An 18,930-nucleotide genomic window follows, 5' to 3' on the forward strand; every position below is an offset into this window, starting at 1 on the left:
GAGGCAATCACATGCCCATCACCATCGCCGATAAAGTCCTGCGGCTCTCCATGACCACGTTCCCGTTCATCGACGCGTCACAGTTCTTCCCGGCGCTCTCGACGTACAAGGTCGACAGGGTCTTCGATCTCACCGAGTTCGAGGAGGCCATGAAGCACTTCTTCCGGGGAAACCCGATCTTCTCGAAGTGTCATCTGGTGGAGCTGACCTTCGACAGCCCCGAGGACTTTCCCCTCTCGTCCTTCCAGGCGCTCCTCGCCGAGAAGTACGAAAGCTACTACGACAGCTTCATGGTCGCTTCCGTCACCTACCGCTCCGACCCGCACCTCCAGGGCATCTTCACGTGCGTGCCGTTCCCGTTGCAGGACGGATTCAAGTGCTTCCACCTGCACCAGGCGCTGATGAAGACCATGAAGACCCGGCAGGACGGCTTCCGGATCGCCCAGAGCCTCGAAGAGCTGGGGATCCGGTCCGACGAGCTGGCGGACTTCCTGCCGCCCGTCGAGACCACCCCCTCCGGTGCGAACAAGGAGCTCCCGGTCTCGTTCGCCGAAAGCCCGGGAGCGCCGGCCAAGATCGGCCCGTTCCTGGACCGGATGAGGGGGGATCTCCACGAGCGCGGCAGCGAGAACATGCTGATCCTCAAGAACAGCCTGTACTCGCCCAAACTGCCCCTCGGCAACTCGCTCCAGTTCCTGACGGTGCCGGGAGACGTCGTCGCGCGAAGCACGGGCATCCAGATCCGTGACCACTATCGCGCCGAGGAGCAGCGGCACATGGAGCAGCTGTCCCGCATCGAGTCGCGCGAGGAATTCATCGAAGCCGGGCGGGCCAGGATCGGCAATCTGATCGCCACGCCCAACGTCTTCTGCGTCAACAACTACGGCAATGTGTCGGCGCACGACGGCTCGGAGATCCAGCCGGAGCGGGGCCTGCTCATGCGGTACGAGTGGCACATGCCGACCATCGTGCTGGGCATCACGGCGGGCGAGAGGTCCGGACTCTCGTGGACCATCAGCATTCGTGACAAGGCGTTCAACTTCGCGACCGTTGCCCGCACTTCCCCGCAGGGGGACATCGCGATGGCGGTCGGAAGCAACCCGGCGGCGTCCGTCGCCTGAGCCGCCGCCTCGCGTGCCACTGGTGTGCGCGCGCCGGATGAGGAGGCGCGGGCTCCCGGCGGTGCGGGAGCCGTCGCGAGAGCGGCCGCGAACGCCCGACGCGACCCGAACCGGCTGACGTCAGCGGCCGGGGCCGTTCTCACCCCCGAGCTTCCACACTGAAGGGGCTCGACGCGTCGGCCGCGGCGCCGGCCATACCTCACGGCCCGCTGCCTCAGCCGAACTCCCCCCGGGTTCGGCTCGGGAAGCGTCCGTGACGTGCGAGAACGAGCAGCGTGCGGCCCGCCTGGACGTTGACGGACCGTCAATTGCCGCTCGTACCGCACCCGTCGGGTGGTCAGGGGTTCACGCCCTTGGCCACCCGACCGCATGCCTGCCTCCGCCGCACCTGGGGACACTTACCCGGTGGACGCGCCGGCGCGATCCGCCACGATGCCGCGAACAGACCCGAGAGGCCTTCCCATGAGCAACCCCGCCCTCCAGACGTTAACCCTCGCCGAGGACCTGAGCATCACTCGGATGGGATACGGAGCGATGCAGCTGACCGGCCCCGGTGTCTTCGGACCACCCAGGGACCGCACCGAGGCGATCGCCGTGCTGCGCACAGCGGTCGAGCTCGGCATCACCCACATCGACACCAGCGACTTCTACGGGCCGACGGTCGTCAATGAACTGATCAGAGAGGCCCTGCATCCCTATCCGGCCGATCTGCACATCGTCACCAAGGTCGGTGTCCGCCGCAGCTCTACCGGCAACTGGATCACCTCCCTGGACCCCGCGGACCTCAAAGCCCAGGTCCACGAGAACCTGCGGCACCTCGGCCTGGAGACGCTGGACGTGGTCAATCTGCGCACGGCGTCGTTCGGCGGTGGGGGGTCCTCCGTCGCCGAGCCGTTCGCGGCCCTTGCCGACCTGCGGGAGCAGGGCCTGATCCGTCACCTCGGCCTCAGCGGGATCACCGGGGCCCAGCTCACCCAGGCCCAGGCCATCGCGCCCGTGGTCACCGTGCAGAACCAGTACAACCTGGTCGACCGCGCCGACGACGACCTCGTCGATCGCTGCGCCCAGGAGGGCATCGCCTACGCCGCGTTCTTCCCCCTGGGGGGCGGATTCCATCCGCTGCGGTCGCGGACCGTGCGCGACGTCGCCCGCCGCCTCGACGCGTCCGAACACCAGGTGGCGCTCGCCTGGCTGCTGCGGCGCTCGCCGTCGATGGTGCTGATCCCCGGCACCTCCAGCGTCGCGCACCTTCGGGAGAACGTCGCCGCGGCCGGCCTTCGGCTGCCCGACGAGGCGATCGCCGAACTCGACGCCATCGGGCAGTGACCCCGCAAGCCCCGCTTCGGCGCCGGGCGTTGGGGGGTGGGCGTGAATATCCACCATCGGACGGTCGCCGATGGAACGAGTCCGTCAATATCGCGTGACAAACACCCTTCGGAACGCCGACCGCCTTTACTGAGAGACGAAGCCGCTCGTTCCGGCAGTCGCCCTTTCCCAGCGCTTACAAGAACGCATGAGCGCGGCCACGGCCGGCCCGCTCGCCCCCATGGACAGCAAGGACGCACACGGGTTGGCGTCCTACACGAGAGATGGAACAGCCAGTGACCACCAATCGCACCCTCGTCATTGTCGCCCACCCGAACCTCGCCGAATCCCGCGCGAACGCCAACCGGCTCGCCGAGATCAAGGACTTGGACAACGTCACCGTCCACGACCTCTACGAGACCTACCCCGACTCCAACATCGACGTCGCCCGCGAGCACCAGCTGCTGCGCGAGCACGACATCATCGTTCTCCAGTTCCCGGTCTACTGGTACAACGTCACCTCGATGATGAAGGCCTGGTTCGACGCGGTGCTGGTGCACGGCTTCGCCTTCACCTTCGACGGTTCCGCCTCCGAGCTGAGCGGCAAGAAGACGTGGCTGGCCGTCACGGTGGGCAGCACCCCGGAGACCTACGCCGCGGACGGCCTCGCCCGACGCCCCCTCGACGACTACCTCGCCCCGGTCACCCAGACGCTGGAGTTCTGCCAGCTCGACTACCAGGGTTTCCACGCCATCTACGGCATGATCTTCGAAACCTCGGACGAGACCCTCGCCCTGGACGCCAAGGAATACCGCAGGCTCCTCGCCAACAGCGAGACGCCGGTCGGCTGACCCCGATCAGTCGTGACCTCCCCGGGTTTCACGATTGACCTCGTTTCCCATGACGGCCCGCCAGTTCACTGGCGGGCCGTTTGGGTGCCCCTCTCCGCCGGAGCCCCGCCCGTTCAGCGCACCGTGCGGATGCGGCGTACCAGGAGGGAGCCGGTCAGCGCGATGGTGGAGGCCAGGGTGTACAGGGAGCCGTAGCCGCCCAGGTGGGTCACTATGGGGGCCGCTATCGCGGGGGCCAGGACCTGGGGGAGGGCGTTGGCCGTGTTGATGACGCCCAGGTCGCGGCCGTGGTCGGCGGTGCTGGGCAGGACGTCGGTGAGGAGGGCGAAGTCGACGGATGTGTATACGCCGTAGCCGACGCCCAGCACCAGGGAGGCGACCACCGCGCCGGTCCAGGTCTGCCACACCGCGAGCAGCAGGGTCGCCGCCGAGATGACGAGGCCGGACCAGACGACGAAGACCTTGCGCCGGCCCGTGCGGTCCGACCAGATGCCGCCGATCACCACCGTGCCGAGCAGTGTGACCGCGTCCAGCGCCGTCAGGATGAGCACCCCGGTGTCCGCGTCGCCCTCGTAGTGCACCGCGTCGGTCAGGTAGTAGAGCAGGTACATCGTGCTGATCGAGTACGACAGGTTCATCAGGAAACGGGTCAGCCAGGCCCACCCGAAGTCGGGGTGGAGGCGCGGGTCCACCCAGAAGCGGGTCAGGAAGTCGCGCCAGATGAAGGGGGGTTGATCCGCGGCCGGCAGCGGGGTGTCCCGGCGCATGGCCATGTACGGGACGGTTGCCAGGAGGGAGAAGGCGGCGCAGGCCAGGTAGCCCGAGGTGATGCCGCCGGCCGCCGTCGCCAGCGCCGTGCCCACCAGGATGCCGCCGACCTGGGACACCCCGAGCCAGCCTCCGACCAACCCGCGCCGCCGACGCGGCACTTGGTCGGGCACGGCGGCCGTCAGCGCGGCGAACGAGGCGTTCAGGGCCAGTTGCACCAGGCACCAGCCCGCCGTCATCGCCGCCACGTTCGGCGCCCACGCCAGCGCGAGCAGGCCCGCCACTCCGCCGGCCCCGCCCGCCACGACCCACGGGATTCGCCGTCCCACCCGCGCCGTCGTACGGTCGGACAGCGCGCCGAACACCGGGTTCGCCACCATCGACACGGCCGCCCCAACGCCCGTGACAAAGGCGAGCGTTGAGGTCTTGTGGCCCGGCGTGAAGTGTTCCGCCTGGCGGGCCAGGAGCAGTTGCAGCGGGCCGAACCAGCCCACCCACACCCCCAGGTTGGCCAGCGACAGCGCCCCCACCCAGCGTCCGCCGGGCGCCTCGACGGCCTCCCCCGCCACGGCGCCCGAGGCTCTGGCCCCGGGCTCGGCCGTCACCGGGCGACCCCGTCGGCGCTCTTGCCCGTACCCTTCCCGTCGCCCCGTACGACGTCCCGGTACCACGCGTACGAGTCCTTCGGCGTGCGCGTCAGCGTCTCGTAGTCGACGTGGACCAGGCCGAAGCGCTGCCGATACCCCTCCGCCCACTCGAAGTTGTCCAGGATCGACCAGATGAAGTAGCCGCGCACGTCGACGCCTTCCGCCATCGCCCGGTGCAGGGCGCGCAGATGGCCGTCGTGGTACGCGATCCGCCGGGTGTCGGCCACTCGGCCGCCCGCCTCCGGGTCGGGGCCGTCCCCGTACGAGCAGCCGTTCTCGGTGATGAGGACGGGCGGGAGGGCGTCGCCGTATCGCGCGCGGAAGGTGACCAGGAGTTCCCGCAGGCCGTCCGGGACCACCGGCCAGCCGAAGTCGGTGCGGTCGTGGCCCTCGATCTCGTGCAGGCCGAACGGCAGGTCCGGCGGCAGTTCGATCCCGGCGAGGCTGGTCACGGCGTCCGGCTTCGGCGCGCCCACCAGCGCCGGGTTGTAGTAGTTGATCCCGTACCAGTCGAGCGGGGCCGAGATGACCGACAGGTCCTCGGCGACCGGCCCGGGCATCAGCTCGGCCCAGCCCTCGGGGTAGGCGCCGGTGAGGATCGGGTCGGCGAACAGGCGGTTCATCAGCGTGTCGTACAGCTCGGCGGCCGCGCGGTCCTCCTCGCCGTCCCCGGCCGTCCACACCGGACTGTGCGAGGCGGCGATGCCGATCTCGCGCGCCCCGGCCGCCCGCAGCGCCTCCACTCCGAGGCCGTGGGCGAGCAGTTGGTGGTGGGCCGCGGGCAGCGCGTCGAAGATGAGGCGTTTTCCGGGCGCGTGCTCGCCGAGCCCGTAGCCGAGCAGGGTGATCTCGGCGGGCTCGTTGAGGGTGATCCAGCGCGGCACCCGGTCGCCGAGCCGCTCCGCCACCATCGAGGCGTACGCGGCGAACCGGTGCGCCGTGTCCCGGCTGAGCCAGCCGCCGCGCTCCTCCAGGGCGAGGGGGGTGTCCCAGTGGAAGAGGGTGGGGACGGGGGCGATCCCGGCGGCGCACAACTCGTCGACCAGCCGGTCGTAGAAGTCCAGGCCCCGCTGATGGGCCGGGCCCTCGCCGGTGGGCTGGACGCGGGACCAGGCGACGGAGAACCGGTAGGCGCCGACGCCCAGCCGGGCCATCAGCGCGACGTCCTCGCGGTAGCGGTGGTAGTGGTCGGTCGCCACGTCCGCGTCGGAGCCGTCCTTGATCCGGCCCGGCTCCCGGGTGAACGCGTCCCAGGTGGTGGGCCCCCGGCCTCCGGCGTGCACGGCGCCCTCGATCTGGAACGCGGAGGCGGACACCCCCCACAGGAAGCCGGGCGGGAAGGCGGGCAGCGGCGGCAGCGGCGTCATGGGGGAACTTTTGGGCCCGGGGGCGGCTCCTGTCAATGGAAAGTGAATAAGTTTCAGGTTTCCCGTGTTCGGGCGGCCCATGCGGCGAGGGGGCACGGACGGTCGACTCGGGAAGTCGGGTGAAACATGATGGGGGGCCCGGCGCGTCATTGGGGTGTAGGGGGAGAACGAGCGGGTGGGGGCGGGGCGGTTCGTGAGGCAGTCGTGGTGGGGGGCGCAGGCAAGACCGGCAGGGTTGGGCCGGTCGCCCCGCGCGGAGGAGTTCATCGAGTTCGCGTCCGGGCGTGCGGGCCAGCTCTTCCGTTCCGCATGCCTGCTGACCAGCGGGGACACCCATCTCGCGGAGGATCTGGTGCAGGAGACGCTGGGGCGGATGTACACGCTGTGGGGGCGCGTCGCCACCATCGACAACCCCGCGGCCTATGCGCAGACCGTCCTCGTACGGACCTTCCTCACCCACCGCCGACGCCGCTCGGCCACCGAACGGCCCCTCGGTGAGCTCCCCGACCACGCGGCCGCCACCGGCGCGGACCCGGCCCTGCGGGTCGCCCTGCTCGACGCGCTCGGCGGGCTCTCGCCCAAGGACCGGGCGGTCATCGTGCTGCGGTACTGGGAGGACCGCAGCATCGAGGAGACGGCCGACGTCATGAACGTCAGCTCCGCCGCGGTCCGCACCCGCTCGGTGCGCGCCCTCGCCAAGCTGCGGGAGCGGCTCGGCGGCTCGCTCCCCGAATACGCCTCCTCCTGAGCGTCAAGTGCCGCGCGGGGGGCGGCACTTGACCGGCTCAGCTCCATATGTCCAGGTACCAGAACGGGAAGGTGTGGTTCCCCATGCCCTTTGAGGATCGGCTCGGCGAGGCCATGCGCCACACCGGGGACAGTTTCGAACTCGGTGACCGCCGCGACGTCGTGGAGTCCGGCCTGGTCCGGGGCCGCCGGCGGCTGGCCCGGCGCCGCACGGCCGCCGTCACCGGCAGCGTGCTCGCCCTCGCCACGGTGGGGCTCGGCGGCGCGTACGCCACCGGTCTGGTCGGCGACGACGGCGGGGGAGCGGCCGTGGCCGCCTCGTCGGAGCCGGCACGACCGACGCAGCTGACTCAGCCGCCCGGCCAGGACATCCGGGGCGAGCAACTGGTCACCCTCCTCAAGTCGCTGCTGCCGCCGGGCACGGTGACCAAGGAGAGGGGGAGCGGCCCGGGGGATCGTGAAGGCGTCGGCAAGCAGGGCGCCGCGTCCATGGCCTCCGCGTCCGCCGTGTTCGACGACGGCAAGGGCGCCGGACAGGTCGCGCTGGCCGTGAGCAGGGTCGATCCGGCCGAGGAGTCCAGCGGGGAGCAGGTGAGATGCCCCGCCAAGGCGTTCGTGGACTACGACGCCTGCACGTCCGAGAAGCTGGCCGACGGCTCCCGGTACATGCTGCTGCGGGGCTATGAGTACCCCGACCGGCGCGAGCCGACCAAGGAGTGGCGGGCCGTCCTGCTCACCCCCAAGGGCGCGCTGGTCGACGCGAGCGAGTGGAACGCGGCCGCCGAAAAGGGGGGCGCGATCACCCGGGACACCCCGCCGCTCACCGCCGAACAGCTCAAGGCGCTGGTCACCTCGCCCAAGTGGCTCCCGGTCGCGGACGCCCTTGACGCACCCGAGAAGACGCGCCCGACCGGCGCCGCCTCGCTCTCCGGCGACGCGATCCAGAAGCGGTTCCTCGCGCTGCTCCCCGCGAAGAAGCACTTCAAGATCGTGGAGAAGGGCAACCAGGACGGCTACGCCTTCGCCGTGGTCGACGACGGGCGGGGCAAGAGCCTCGTGCAGATCAATGTGCAGCGCGGGATGTCCGACGTCTCCCCACGCGGCGAGACCTCGACCCTGCCGGACGGCACCTTGATCGGCCTGGAGAAGGCGCCGGGCGAGAAGGGGGGTGCGGGGGTCGTCTCGTGGACCGCGGACACCGTACGCCCCGACGGGTTCCGCGTGGTGGTCTCCGCCTACAACGCGGGCAACCAGAACAAGGCCGCGACCCGCTCCGAGCCCGCCCTCACCCTGGACGAGCTCAAGGGGATCGCCCTTGACCCGGGGTGGCGGACGCGAGGGTGAGCGCGGGGGCGCGCTTGACGTGGCCGGGCCTCGACCCTGCGGTCCGTGCCCGCGTCTCGCGCAGTTCCCCGCGCCCCTAACCCCGCTCAATCCCGCGGACCGTGCCCGCTTCTCGCGCAGTTCCCCGCGCCCCCAAAACCCGCCTTCGTCCGCGGACCGTGCCCGCTTCTCGCGCAGTTCCTCGCGCCCCTTAACTGCTCGGTGCGGGGCAGCATGGGCATACCTAGCCCGTCCGGCGATTGAGGACGAGCGCCCTTAAGGCGCGATGCGGGGTCTGGGGCGGAGCCCCAGGAACCCCCTTTCGGCTGCGGGTCGTGGTCGCTTCTCGCGCAGTTCCTCGCGCCCCTGGCAGGACCGGTGCGGGCCAGTGCAGGCAACCTCAGCCCGTCCGGCGATTGAGGACGAGCGCCGTTCAGGCGCGATGCGGAGCCTGGCCGCGCCGCAGGCTACTTCGCGTCCGAGTAGCGCTCCACCACCGCCGTCGTGAACGGGAAACGGACCGGTGTGTCCCCGAAGGCGATCCGTCCGGCCAGCTCGCCGGCCTCGCGGATCGCCTTCGCCACGACGTCGGCCTCCTCGGCCGGGCAGTGCACGATCACCTCGTCGTGCTGGAAGAAGACCAGCTCGGCCCGGAGCCCGGCCACCGCCAGCGCCTGGCGCAGCGCGGCGAGCAGCAGCAGCGCCCAGTCCGCGGCGCTGCCCTGCACCACGAAGTTCCGGGTGAACCGGCCCCGCGCCCGGGCATCGCTGGAGGCGTACCCGGGGGTGAACTCACCGCCCGAGCCCGGCAGTTGGGGATCCTGGTCCTGGGGGATGCCCGCCTCGTCGGCCTCGCCCGCGCCGACCGCCGGCGGGCTCGTGCGGCCGAGCCAGGTGCGGACGAGCCGGCCCTCCTCGCCCGCCTTCGCCGCGTCGTCCACATACGCCACCGCGAGCGGGAAGCGTCTGCGCAGCGCGGCCAGGTTCTTCAGGCCGTCGCCGGAGGTCTGGCCGTAGATCGCGCCGAGCAGCGCCAGTTTGGCGTGGTCGCGATCGCCGGAGAACGCCCGGTCGGACAGCGCGGTGTAGAGGTCGCCGTCGTGGCCGGCCACCTCCATCAGGCCCGGGTCGCGGGAGATCGCGGCGAGCACCCTGGGCTCCATCTGGTCGGCGTCGGCGACCACCAGGCGCCAGCCCTCGTCGGCGACGACCGCCTGTCGTATCACCTTGGGGATCTGGAGCGCGCCGCCGCCGTTGGTCGTCCAGCGGCCGCTGACCGTGCCGCCCGGGGTGTACTCGGGACGGAAGCGGCCCTCGCGCACCCAGTCCTGCAACCAGCTCCAGCCGTGCGCGGTCCAGATCCGGTACAGCTTCTTGTACTCGATCAGGGGCTCCACCGCCGGGTGGTCGAGCTCGGCCAGCTCCCAGCGCCGGGTCGACTTGATCCGGAACCCGGCCTCGCCGAACGCCTTCACCACATCGGCCGGCAGGTCCGGTCGGACCCGGCGCCCGAACGCCGCCGACACCCGGTCGGCCAGCTCGGCCAGCCTTCGCGGCTCGCCCCCGCCGCCCGTGCGGGGCGAACCGCTCGCATAGCGCTCGCCGAGCAGGCCGTGCAGGACGTCGCGGTGCACATCGGCGCGCCACGGCAGCCCCGCCCGGTTCATCTCGGCGGCGACCAGCATCCCCGCCGACTGGGACGCGGTGAGCAGCCGCATCCGCCCCGGGTGCTCCGCGAGGTCGTGCCGGCGCTGCTGGTCCGCGTACACCTCAAGGAGCGCCTCGAAGGGCAGGCCCCGCGATTCCCGGGGCTCGAAGAGGGAGGACTGCGAGCCCGGCTCGGCCGCCCTGGGCGGGGGATCGGCCGGTACGGGTCTGTCGTGCAGCCGGGCCCACGCGGCCGCCGCCGAGCGGGGTTCGCCGTGCCGCCCCTCGTGGCCGAGCAGCAGCAGCTCGGCGTCCTCGATGTCGTAGCACCGCTCGACGCGGGCGCCGGCGGCGAGCAGCCGGGGGTAGATCGCGGCGGTGGAGCGCCACACCCAGCGCCCGACCTCGGGGCGGGCGAGGACGGCCGCGGCCACGTCGGCCTCCTCGCGCACCGGGCCGGCGGGCAGCCCGTCGTCGCCGAGGGGGGCGAGCCGTGCCCCGCCGCTCTCGGTCGCCTCGATGGCCCACCGTTCGTTCACGCGATCGAGTCTGGCACCCGCCACTGACAACGGCCCCCAGCCACGACCGGGCGGGGGTGCGCAGTGTTCCGGCCCCTTCGACCACGGCCGATCGGGGCCGTCCCGCCCGTCGTCCGTCGCCCGTCGTCAGGCGCTCGGGCCGCTCACGCCACCGAGTGCAGCATCGCCGCCGCCTCGCCGCGCGAGCTCACCCCCAGCTTGGCCAGGATGTTCGCCACGTGGAACTTCACCGTCGACTCGCTGATGTGGAGCTCCTCGGCGATCGTCCGGTTGCGGTGCCCCTGCGCGAGATGGCCCAGTACCTCCGCCTCGCGCGGGTGCAGCCCGGCCAGCGGGTCGGCGCGCGGGCTCGGCGCGGTGCCCAGCGGCAGGGTCGCGGTGACCGTGGTGCCCCAGCCGGGCAGCGCGTCCACGGCGAGGGTGCCACCGAGCGCGGCCAGGCGCTGAGCAACCCGGTGGGTGTCGAGCGCGGAGCGCGACAGCTCGCCGGGCCCGTCGTCCCTTACGGACGCGGCCAGTTGACAGCCCTCCAGCCGCCAGCGGACGTGGATGCGGCGCACCCCCTCCTGGCCGGCCATGGCGAGGACGAGGGCGCGCACGGCGGCGCGGGCGAGGTGGGCGACGTCCGCGGCGATGGACGTCTCGGCGGTCTCCGCCTCCGGCGGCGCGAACTCCAGGGACACCTCGCTGTGGCGAAGCAGCGGCCTCAGCGAGTCGGCGAGCCGGGCGAAGGCCTCCGCGGCCGGCTCCTCCGTGAGCTCCTGGTTGCGGTCGGCCTCGGCGCGCAGCGCGACCAGCGCCGACACCGCCAGGTCGACGGCGCGCGAGCGGGCCGCCCGGTCCTCCAGGGCCTTGCTGCGCAGCACCCCGAGCAGGGCGGTGAGCGCGGCCTCGTGGGCCTCGCCCAGTTCGGCGATCACCCGGGCCCGCTCGGCGGCGGTGGAGCGGGACTGGACGAGCGCGCCCGGTACCGCCTCGACCGTGAGGCGGTGGCGGTGCCCGGTCACCAGGTCCCACAGATGCTGGACGATCTCCGCCTCGGCCCCCGTCAGGACGCCCGAGGGCGAGGTGCGCAGGAGCACCAGCAGGGGCGGCAGCGCGGCCATCGGGGCGGCCTCGCTGGCGACCGCCACCACGGCCCGCTCCTCGCCTCCGATCACGGCCGTGCCCTGCCAGGGCCGGCCGGGCGTGACGCGCGGGCCGAGGTCCTGGAGGTCGGCGACGGTGACCCGCCGGGCCGTCCCGTCCTCGCCGTGCACCTTGAACGGCGAGTGCGCGCACTGCCCCGACAGTTCGGCGGCGACGGTGTGCGCGACCAGCGGGGCGAGGGCCTCGGACAGCGTCGGCAGGATCTGGTCCATCGGTCCACGCACCAGCTCCGCGGCGCGGGCGAGGGCGAAGGCGGCGGGCGTCGTCGCGCTGCCGGCGCGGGGTGCGATGCGGCTCGTGCGGGGCTCCATCGCTCCAGCGTACGGTCGCCCCGGCCGGCCGCTGCCCCGCCATGCGGCCAGGTCGAACTGGCCGTAAGGCGGGCCGGTTTGGGGCCGGTGGCGGCGGACGCTTGGTCCACGGCGCCGAGGGCGGCGCGGTGAGTGACACGAGGAGTGGTGATGGAAGCGATTCTGTACGAGCGGTTCGGCGGACCCGAGGTGCTGGCCCTGGGCGCGGCCGACACGCCCCGGCCGGGCCCCGGCCAGGTGCGGGTCAAGGTGGCCGCGGCGGGCGTGAACCCGGTCGACTACCGCATCCGCAACGGCTGGATGCGCCACCAGTTCCCGGTGACCTTCCCCGCGATCCCGGGCCTGGAGGTGGCGGGCACGGTCGACGAACTCGGCGAGGGCGTCACCGGGTTCGCGGTGGGTGACGAGGTGTTCGGGCACGCCGACACCGGCGCGTACGCCGAGTACGCCCTGGCCACCCACATCGTCGCCAAGCCGGCCGGGCTGACCTGGGAGCAGGTCGTGGCGCTGCCCGTGGCCGGCGAGACCTCCGAGCGGGTCCTGAACCTGCTCGAACTGGCCGAGGGCGAGACCCTGTTGATCCACGGCGCCGCCGGTGTGGTCGGCTCGGTCGGCGTGCAGCTCGCCGTGGCCCGGGGCGCCACGGTCATCGGCACCGCGTCCCCGGAGAACCACGCCTTCCTGCGCGAGCTGGGCGCCATACCGCTCGCGTACGGGGAGGGACTGGTCGAGCGGGTGCGCGAGGCGGCCCCGCGGGGCATCGACGCGGTGTACGACGCGGCCGGCAAGGGCGCGCTGCCCGACTCGATCGCGCTGCGCGGCGGCACCACCTCCCGCGTCGTCACCATCGCCGACACGGGCGCCGCCGACCTCGGCGTCGTCTTCAGCGGTGACGGCACGCCCGACCCCAGGCCGATCTACGAGGCCCACGCCCGTCTGGTCGCCGAGGGCCGGTTGCGCATCCGCCACGCCGAGACGTTCCCGCTCGCCGAGGCGCCCAAGGCCCTGGAACTGAGCGAGGGCGGCCACACCAGGGGCAAGCTCGTCATCCAGCCGTGAGGCCCGCGCGGTAGCGCCCCGGCGTCGTGCCGTACTGCCGGCTGAAGGCGTGCGACAGGGCGTACGGGGTGCTGTAGCCGACGCGCCGGGCGATGGCGTCCAGGCCGTCGGGCGTCGCCCGGAGCAGGGCGGCGGCCCGGGTCAGCCGCCACCAGGTCAGGTACCCCATCGGGGCGCGGCCGACCAGGGCCGTGAACCGGCGCGCCAACGTGGCCCGGGACACCCCCACATGGGCGGCGAGACGCTCGTTGCTCCAGCCGTGCGCGGGGTCCTCGTGCAGGGCGTGCAGGGCAGCGGCGACCACCGGATCGTGCAGCGCGGCCGGCCAGCGCGAGGTGGTGCTGTCCGCCATCCAGGCCCGTACGAGATGGACGAGCAGCAGGTCGAGCAGGCTCGGCAGGGCGATGGCGCCGCCCGGCCGCGAGGAGGCGGCCTCGTACCCCAACAGGGCGATGGCGGACCGGAGTTCGTCATGGTGTCCGGGCCGGGCGGGGATGTGGACGACGTCCGGAAGGTCGGCCATGAGCGGGTGGGTGTGGCGCCGGTCGAGCCGGTACTTGCCGCACAGCAGCTCCGTATCGGCGGGGGAGTCGAGGGACGCCGTGCGGGAGCCGGACGCCCTGCGGGAGCCGCCGGACGCCGTGCGCGCGTCGGGGGACGCCGTGCGCGACCAGTGCGCGAAGTCGACGGCGCGCTCGACGGTGGGTCCGTCGGCGGGACTGTCGGCGATGACATGCCCGCTGCCGTGCGGGAGCAGCACGGCGTCGCCCGTGTTCAGGGCGATGGCCGAACCCCCTTCGGCGAGCATCCAGCAGCTCCCCTCCAGGACGACGTGGAAGCCCGCGCCCTCGTACGGATCGAGCCGGGCGCACCAACGCCCGCCCACCCGCAGTCTGGTGGAGGACGGGCGCCCCACCCGCACCGCCAGGATCGCATCGCTCAGCAGGTCCATGGGGCCAGCCTACAAAAGCCCCACCGCTCGGTGAGACGCTCGCGTATCCGGACGAGAAGAAGACGTATTGAGCGGCTCATTCGCGGCTGCCTAAGGTCGTGGCGACGGCGAACGAGCGGAAGGCGGCCGGACATGCGGAGCATCACCCTGGGCGAGGTCGAGATCACCCGGATCGTGGAGTGGGAGGGCGCGTTCGGGCCGGCCCGCACCATCGTGCCGGAGGCCGGGATCGAGACGTGGAAGGCGAACGAGGAACTGCTCGCCCCGCACTTCTGGGAGCCGGAAGCCGACCGGTGGATCGGGGCGCTCCAGACGTGGGTGCTGCGCAGCGGCGGGCGGACCGTCCTCGTGGACACCGGCGTCGGCAACGGACGCGAGCGGCCCAGTATGCCGATGTTCCACCACCGGAACACCGATTTCCTGGGCCAGTTGGCGGCCGCCGGGGTACGGCCGGAGGACGTCGACGTCGTCGTCAACACACATCTGCACGCGGACCACGTCGGCTGGAACACGGTGGGCCGGGGGCCCGGTGAGTGGGAGCCCGCTTTCCCCGAAGCCACCTATCTGATGCCGGCCGCCGACCACGCCCACTTCGACCCGGCGAACGGACGCGACCTGCGCGTGGACGACATCGCGCTCTTCGAGGACAGCGTCGCGCCCGTCGTCGCAGCGGGCCGGGCGGTGCTGTGGGAGGGCGCGTACCGCATCGACGAGAACCTCCTCCTGGAGGCCGCGCCGGGGCACACGCCGGGCTCCTCCGTGCTGCGGCTCGCATCCGGCGGCGAGCGGGCGGTGTTCGTCGGCGATCTGCTGCACAGCCCGGTGCAGATCGCCGAGCCGTCCTGCAACAGCTGCTTCTGCGAGGACGAGAAGCAGGCCGCCGCCACCCGCCACCGCGTCCTGGGCCGCGCCGCCGACGAGCGCGAACTCGTCGTGCCCGCCCACTTCGGCGGGCCCGGCGCCTTCGAAGTGCGGCGCGAGGCAAGCCGGTTCGCGGTCCGCGGCTGGGCCTCCTACAGCGCGTAGCGGGCGCCCAGCTCCCAGGAGCCGTGCAGCGCGCCGGCGAAGGCGGCCGCCAGCTTGTGCTCGCCGCTGACGCCCGGATGGGTGCCGTCGTAGGTGTCCCGATGGATGTCGTAGGACTCCGGGACGGTGGCGAGCAGCAGCGGCGAAAGGGCCGTGTCGAGGTCGGCGAACGCCTTGGCGAGCAGCACGTTGAAGCGGTCCACCTCGGCGGCGAACGGTTCGTCCTGCTCGGCGCGTACGTTCGGGATGACGGGCAGCGCCACGATGCGCACGCGCGGGTTGGCATCCCGGGCGGCCTCGATGAACGCGCGCACGTTTGCGGCGGTCTGGGCGGCGTCCGTGTAGAAGCCGAGGTCTATCAGGCCGAGCGAGACGAGCAGCACGTCCGCCCGGCTCTCGGCGACCGCCGGGCCGATCAGGGGAGCCATGTGCAGCCAGCCCTCGCCCCAGCCCGCGAGGTGGCGGCGCGCGGCGGGCGGGAAGTCGGGGGCGGCGTACGCGTGCGAGACGGGCGCCCCGGCCGCCGGGTCGTACAGCGCGGTGCGCGGGCCGACGATCTCGTACGGGCCGTCGAAGGAGGCTTCGAGGTGGCGCCACATGCGGTAGCGCCAGGTGAAGTCGCCGGGGCATCCGATGGTCATCGAGTCGCCGACGAAGAGAAAACGCATGGGGGCCATCATTACCGATCGGTAGGCCGACGGCGACGTGACGGTGGACACCCCGGCGTGCGAACCGGGCCGTGGAGACTGGGGGGCATGCGTTCGCTTCTGAGGGTGTGCGGGGTGGCCGGGCTCGTCCTGGTCTGTGCGGCGGGCCCGGCCGCCGCCGACGACGGCGGGTTCACCATCAAGGACCCCCGGATCAAGGAGTCCAGCGGCCTCGCCGCCAGCCGCGCCCACCCGGGCGTCTACTGGACGCACAACGACAGCGGCGACGGCGCCTACCTCTACGCCGTCGACGGGAAGACGGGGCGCACGCTCGCGCGGATCACGCTGACCGGCGTCGGACATCCGCGTGATGTGGAGGCGATCTCGCTCGGGCCCGACGGCGACCTCTGTGTCGGCGACATCGGCGACAACCTGGACGGCTCCTGGAGCCACGTCTGGATCTACCGCTTCCCCGAGCCCGCCCAGCTCACGGACCAGACGGTCAAGGCGACGCAGTACGACGTGCGGTACGCCGACGGGCCCCGCAACGCCGAGGCGCTGATGGTCCACCCCAGGACCGGCCGGGTCTACATCGCCTCCAAGCGCGAGAGCGGCGGCGGCCTCTACGAGGGACCGGCCACGCTGTCCACCGCCGGCCCGAACGTGTTCCGCCGGGTCGGCGAGGTGCCATGGGTGACCGACGGCGCGTTCTCGCCCGACGGTACGAAACTGGCGCTGCGGGGCTATTTCGCGCTGGCCGAATACGCCTGGAAGGGCGGCGCCGCTCCGCTGGGCGACTGGCACGCGGTACCGGGCACGCCCGTGCAGGGCCAGTCCGAGTCGGTCACGTACACCACGGACGGCACCGCCCTGATGGTCGGCTCCGAGGGCGCGGACAGCGAGGTGGCCCGCGTCCCTCTTACGGAGGACGGCGCCAACTCGCCCCACGCGGGCGGTAGTTCCCCTCGTTCGGGTGGCTCCGGCGGCAACGGGAACTTCGTGCTCGGCGCGATGGTTCTGGCGGGCGCCACCGCGCTCGGCGTGGGAGCCAAGCGGATGCTGCGGCGCGGGCCCCGCACCTGAGGGTGCCGGGGCCCGCGCCCGTGCGGCCGGATGGGGGGCCGCGCGTCAGTGCTGCCGCGGGCACTCCTTCCAGGCCAGGTGGTAGATGGTCTGGATGTCCCCGTCGGTGGAGTCCATCGCCATGAAGCTGTTGGTCTTCGGGTCCGAGGTGCCGGCGTTCACGCGCAGCTCGGTGTTGATGTTGAAGTTCCGCTTCACCCCGCAGGGCGCCCACACCAGTTGGCCCCAGTCGGTGGAGTCGGTGGCCTGCCAGTTGTCGTCGTAGGGGCCGTTGAACGGGTGCGTTCTGCTCGCGGTGTCGGGGGAGCCCTGGAAGTAGTACGAGGCCTTCTGGACGGCGTTCGCCCCGCGCTCCAGGTGGGCGTAGCCGCGGTAGTCGGCGCTCGCGACGGCGTAGGTGAAGCCGGAGGGGACGTGCACGATCAGGTTGAGCTGGCAGTTCTTGCGGAAGTCGGTGGGCTTGGAGCCGGCCCCCACCTGCGCCATGTACTGGCTGTAGGTGACGGTGAAGGCGGTGTTGTCCGGGGCGACGGCGACCGCCGCGGTGCCGAGCGGACAGCCGGAGCCGTTGACGGTCGCGACCTCGATCACGATCTTGTCGGGCGGCGCGACGATGCCGGAGGGCGCGGCCGGGGCCGCCTGGGTGAGGAGCGAGGAGACGAGTAACGCCGCCGTCGCGCCGCCTGCGAGAAATGCACCGGGCATGATGCTCCGATCGGTTGTCGGTGGCCTTGCGTGGATGTGGGGGGTCCAGCCGAGCGCCCATGCCTAGTTGAGGCATGAACATGTCAAACCTGCGGGCCGATCCGGCCGTGGTGCGGAGCGCGCCGGATCGCTTTGGATGGTAGGGACCCAAGACCCGGCCAGATAGGGCGGTTATCGGCCGTGACGGCGGGGGCGCGGGCCCGCGAGGTGCGGGTGCCGGGCGGGTGGGCGGCCCGGCGGGCCGCCGGGCAGCGCGAGGGCCCGGCACCGTGACGGTGCCGGGCCCTCGGTCACGCGCTGAGCCAGGCGCTGGGTTACGCGCTCGGCCGTGCGCTCAGAGCTGCTCGATGACGTAGTCCACGCAGGCCGTCAGCGCCTCGACGTCGGCCGGGTCGATCGCCGGGAACATGGCGATGCGCAGCTGGTTGCGGCCCAGCTTGCGGTACGGCTCGGTGTCGACGATGCCGTTGGCACGCAGCACCTTGGCGACCGCGGCGGCGTCGACGTCGTCCGCGAAGTCGATCGTGCCGATGACCTGCGAGCGCTTGGCCGGGTCGGTGACGAACGGGGAGGCGTGCTTGGAGTCCTCGGCCCAGCCGTACAGGGCCTGGGAGGACGCGCGGGTGCGGCCCGTCGCCCAGTCCAGACCGCCCTGGCCGTTGATCCACTTCAGCTGCTCGTTGAGCAGGAACAGGGTGGACAGGGCGGGAGTGTTGTACGTCTGGTTCTTCAGCGAGTTGTCGATCGCGGTCGGCAGCGAGAAGAACTCCGGCACGTGCCGGCCGCTCGCGTGGACGCGCTGGGCGCGCTCCAGGGCGGCGGGCGAGAACGCGGCGATCCACAGGCCGCCGTCCGAGGCGAACGACTTCTGCGGGGCGAAGTAGTAGACGTCCGTCTCGGTGATGTCGACGGGCAGGCCGCCGGCGCCGGAGGTCGCGTCCACCAGCACGAGGGAGCCCTCGTCGGCGCCGGCCACCCGCTTGATCGGGGCGGCGACACCGGTGGAGGTCTCGTTGTGCGTGAACGCGTACACGTCCACGCCCGCCTCGGCGCGCGGGTCGGGGTGGGTGCCCGGGTCGCTGCTGATGACGGTCGGCTCGGCCAGCCAGGGGGCGAGCTTCGCGGCCTTGGCGAACTTGGACGAGAACTCGCCGAAGTTCAGGTGCTGGGACTTGTTCTCGATCAGGCCGTGCGTCGCGACGTCCCAGAACGCGGTGGAGCCGCCGTTGCCCAGGATCACCTCGTAGCCCTCGGGCAGCGAGAAGAGCTCGGCCACGCCCTGGCGCACCTCGCCGACCAGGTTCTTGACCGGGGCCTGGCGGTGGGAGGTGCCGAGGAGGGAGGTGCCGGTGGCGGCCAGGGCGTCCAGCGCCTCCGTACGCACCTTGGAGGGGCCCGCGCCGAAACGGCCGTCGGCGGGCTTCATGTCAGCGGGAATCTGGATCTCAGCCACGGCGGGAGCGTAGCCGGTTCCGGGCCGTCCGGGCGCCCGGGTCCGCCCGATGAGACGCCCCCCACAACAAACCCCCCGGGGCTCCGCCCCGTCCCCGGCCACGTTTTCGGCACCCGGGCGGCGGGTTGGCAGGCCCCGGGCCCCCTGGGGCTCCGCCCCAGACCCCGGGCCGTCTTCCCACCCACCCGCCCGTGCAGCGGGTTGGTCGGTTCCGGGCCCCTGGGGCTCCG

General features: G+C 72.3%; 16 protein-coding genes. 8 read left to right on the forward strand and 8 right to left on the reverse strand.

Translation table 11 applies throughout. From position 1 onward, the window contains the following. Positions 1 to 11: 11 nt before the first annotated feature. The 3 genes from N4G70_RS23335 (at position 12) to N4G70_RS23345 (ending at position 3,277) form a co-directional block, all read left to right on the forward strand. Positions 12 to 1,121: a hypothetical protein gene (locus tag N4G70_RS23335; protein WP_261714639.1), complete on the forward strand. Its 1,110-nt coding sequence runs from the start codon at positions 12 to 14 to the stop codon at positions 1,119 to 1,121. 462 nt (positions 1,122 to 1,583) lie between these two features. Next, positions 1,584 to 2,447 (forward strand): oxidoreductase, encoded by an 864-nt coding sequence (locus N4G70_RS23340; protein ID WP_261714640.1) that lies wholly within the window; start codon positions 1,584 to 1,586, stop codon positions 2,445 to 2,447. 275 nt (positions 2,448 to 2,722) lie between these two features. Beyond that, positions 2,723 to 3,277: an NAD(P)H-dependent oxidoreductase gene (locus N4G70_RS23345; protein ID WP_261714641.1), complete on the forward strand. Its 555-nt coding sequence runs from the start codon at positions 2,723 to 2,725 to the stop codon at positions 3,275 to 3,277. A gap of 113 nt (positions 3,278 to 3,390) precedes the next feature. Here the strand turns inward: N4G70_RS23345 and N4G70_RS23350 are convergent, their stop codons facing one another. Together N4G70_RS23350 and N4G70_RS23355 are read right to left on the reverse strand one after the other, a co-directional pair. Then, positions 3,391 to 4,650 carry an MFS transporter gene (locus tag N4G70_RS23350; protein WP_399036532.1) on the reverse strand — a complete coding sequence of 420 codons (1,260 nt, stop codon included), beginning with the start codon at positions 4,648 to 4,650 and terminating at the stop codon, positions 3,391 to 3,393. Further along, entirely contained in the window at positions 4,647 to 6,059 is a 1,413-nt protein-coding gene (locus N4G70_RS23355; RefSeq protein ID WP_261714642.1) for a GH1 family beta-glucosidase, read from the reverse strand. The genes N4G70_RS23350 and N4G70_RS23355 overlap by 4 nt, the downstream gene beginning before the upstream one ends. 235 nt (positions 6,060 to 6,294) lie before the next feature. On the opposite strand from N4G70_RS23355, the gene N4G70_RS23360 reads away from it, so the two are divergent. Both N4G70_RS23360 and N4G70_RS23365 read left to right on the forward strand, forming a co-directional pair. Then, entirely contained in the window at positions 6,295 to 6,807 is a 513-nt protein-coding gene (locus N4G70_RS23360; RefSeq protein WP_261714643.1) for a SigE family RNA polymerase sigma factor, read from the forward strand. A gap of 83 nt (positions 6,808 to 6,890) precedes the next feature. Further along, positions 6,891 to 8,150, forward strand: a complete 1,260-nt coding sequence (locus N4G70_RS23365) for a hypothetical protein (protein ID WP_261714644.1) — start codon at positions 6,891 to 6,893, stop codon at positions 8,148 to 8,150. A 446-nt stretch (positions 8,151 to 8,596) separates the two neighbouring features. Here N4G70_RS23365 and N4G70_RS23370 read toward each other — a convergent pair whose 3' ends face one another. Both N4G70_RS23370 and N4G70_RS23375 read right to left on the reverse strand, forming a co-directional pair. Next, positions 8,597 to 10,315, reverse strand: coding sequence for a bifunctional 3'-5' exonuclease/DNA polymerase (locus tag N4G70_RS23370; RefSeq protein ID WP_261714645.1), 1,719 nt, complete (start codon positions 10,313 to 10,315; stop codon positions 8,597 to 8,599). A gap of 143 nt (positions 10,316 to 10,458) precedes the next feature. Then, positions 10,459 to 11,775 (reverse strand): LuxR C-terminal-related transcriptional regulator, encoded by a 1,317-nt coding sequence (locus tag N4G70_RS23375; protein WP_261714646.1) that lies wholly within the window; start codon positions 11,773 to 11,775, stop codon positions 10,459 to 10,461. 150 nt (positions 11,776 to 11,925) lie between these two features. Here N4G70_RS23375 and N4G70_RS23380 point away from each other — a divergent pair, with 150 nt between their 5' ends. Next, positions 11,926 to 12,834, forward strand: coding sequence for an NADP-dependent oxidoreductase (locus tag N4G70_RS23380; RefSeq protein ID WP_261714647.1), 909 nt, complete (start codon positions 11,926 to 11,928; stop codon positions 12,832 to 12,834). On the opposite strand, the gene N4G70_RS23385 is transcribed toward N4G70_RS23380, so the two are convergent. After that, positions 12,821 to 13,786 carry an AraC family transcriptional regulator gene (locus tag N4G70_RS23385; protein WP_261714648.1) on the reverse strand — a complete coding sequence of 322 codons (966 nt, stop codon included), beginning with the start codon at positions 13,784 to 13,786 and terminating at the stop codon, positions 12,821 to 12,823. The two genes, N4G70_RS23380 and N4G70_RS23385, sit on opposite strands and share 14 nt — an antisense overlap. Positions 13,787 to 13,918: 132 nt before the next feature. Between N4G70_RS23385 and N4G70_RS23390 the strand changes: the two genes are divergently transcribed. After that, the gene (locus tag N4G70_RS23390; protein WP_261714649.1) at positions 13,919 to 14,812 is read left to right on the forward strand and encodes an MBL fold metallo-hydrolase; all 894 of its coding nucleotides are present in this window, start codon (positions 13,919 to 13,921) and stop codon (positions 14,810 to 14,812) included. On the opposite strand, the gene N4G70_RS23395 is transcribed toward N4G70_RS23390, so the two are convergent. After that, complete coding sequence (locus tag N4G70_RS23395; RefSeq protein ID WP_261714650.1) at positions 14,800 to 15,480, reverse strand: GDSL-type esterase/lipase family protein; 681 nt, start codon at positions 15,478 to 15,480, stop codon at positions 14,800 to 14,802. The two genes, N4G70_RS23390 and N4G70_RS23395, sit on opposite strands and share 13 nt — an antisense overlap. Before the next feature lie 87 nt (positions 15,481 to 15,567). On the opposite strand from N4G70_RS23395, the gene N4G70_RS23400 reads away from it, so the two are divergent. Further along, a complete protein-coding gene (locus N4G70_RS23400; protein WP_261714651.1) occupies positions 15,568 to 16,542 on the forward strand; it encodes a WD40 repeat domain-containing protein in 975 nt (324 codons plus the stop codon). Positions 16,543 to 16,587: 45 nt separating this feature from the next. Here the strand turns inward: N4G70_RS23400 and N4G70_RS23405 are convergent, their stop codons facing one another. Together N4G70_RS23405 and serC are read right to left on the reverse strand one after the other, a co-directional pair. Then, positions 16,588 to 17,247 carry a DUF4360 domain-containing protein gene (locus N4G70_RS23405; protein WP_261714652.1) on the reverse strand — a complete coding sequence of 220 codons (660 nt, stop codon included), beginning with the start codon at positions 17,245 to 17,247 and terminating at the stop codon, positions 16,588 to 16,590. A gap of 334 nt (positions 17,248 to 17,581) precedes the next feature. Further along, complete coding sequence (gene serC / locus N4G70_RS23410; protein WP_261714653.1) at positions 17,582 to 18,700, reverse strand: phosphoserine transaminase; 1,119 nt, start codon at positions 18,698 to 18,700, stop codon at positions 17,582 to 17,584. Positions 18,701 to 18,930 lie beyond the last annotated feature (230 nt).

The sequence above is a fragment of the Streptomyces sp. ASQP_92 genome, assembly GCF_025399895.1.
Lineage (GTDB): Bacteria > Actinomycetota > Actinomycetes > Streptomycetales > Streptomycetaceae > Streptomyces.

Bases quoted from the DNA above. Each gene is read 5' to 3' on its own strand.
- N4G70_RS23395 (WP_261714650.1), bottom strand. From the start codon at position 15,480: ATGCGTTTTCTCTTCGTCGGCGACTCGATGACCATCGGATGCCCCGGC.
- N4G70_RS23400 (WP_261714651.1), top strand. From the start codon at position 15,568: ATGCGTTCGCTTCTGAGGGTGTGCGGGGTGGCCGGGCTCGTCCTGGTC.
- N4G70_RS23355 (WP_261714642.1), bottom strand. From the start codon at position 6,059: ATGACGCCGCTGCCGCCGCTGCCCGCCTTCCCGCCCGGCTTCCTGTGG.
- N4G70_RS23405 (WP_261714652.1), bottom strand. From the start codon at position 17,247: ATGCCCGGTGCATTTCTCGCAGGCGGCGCGACGGCGGCGTTACTCGTC.
- N4G70_RS23380 (WP_261714647.1), top strand. From the start codon at position 11,926: ATGGAAGCGATTCTGTACGAGCGGTTCGGCGGACCCGAGGTGCTGGCC.
- N4G70_RS23385 (WP_261714648.1), bottom strand. From the start codon at position 13,786: ATGGACCTGCTGAGCGATGCGATCCTGGCGGTGCGGGTGGGGCGCCCG.
- N4G70_RS23375 (WP_261714646.1), bottom strand. From the start codon at position 11,775: ATGGAGCCCCGCACGAGCCGCATCGCACCCCGCGCCGGCAGCGCGACG.
- N4G70_RS23340 (WP_261714640.1), top strand. From the start codon at position 1,584: ATGAGCAACCCCGCCCTCCAGACGTTAACCCTCGCCGAGGACCTGAGC.
- N4G70_RS23365 (WP_261714644.1), top strand. From the start codon at position 6,891: ATGCCCTTTGAGGATCGGCTCGGCGAGGCCATGCGCCACACCGGGGAC.
- N4G70_RS23390 (WP_261714649.1), top strand. From the start codon at position 13,919: ATGCGGAGCATCACCCTGGGCGAGGTCGAGATCACCCGGATCGTGGAG.
- N4G70_RS23335 (WP_261714639.1), top strand. From the start codon at position 12: ATGCCCATCACCATCGCCGATAAAGTCCTGCGGCTCTCCATGACCACG.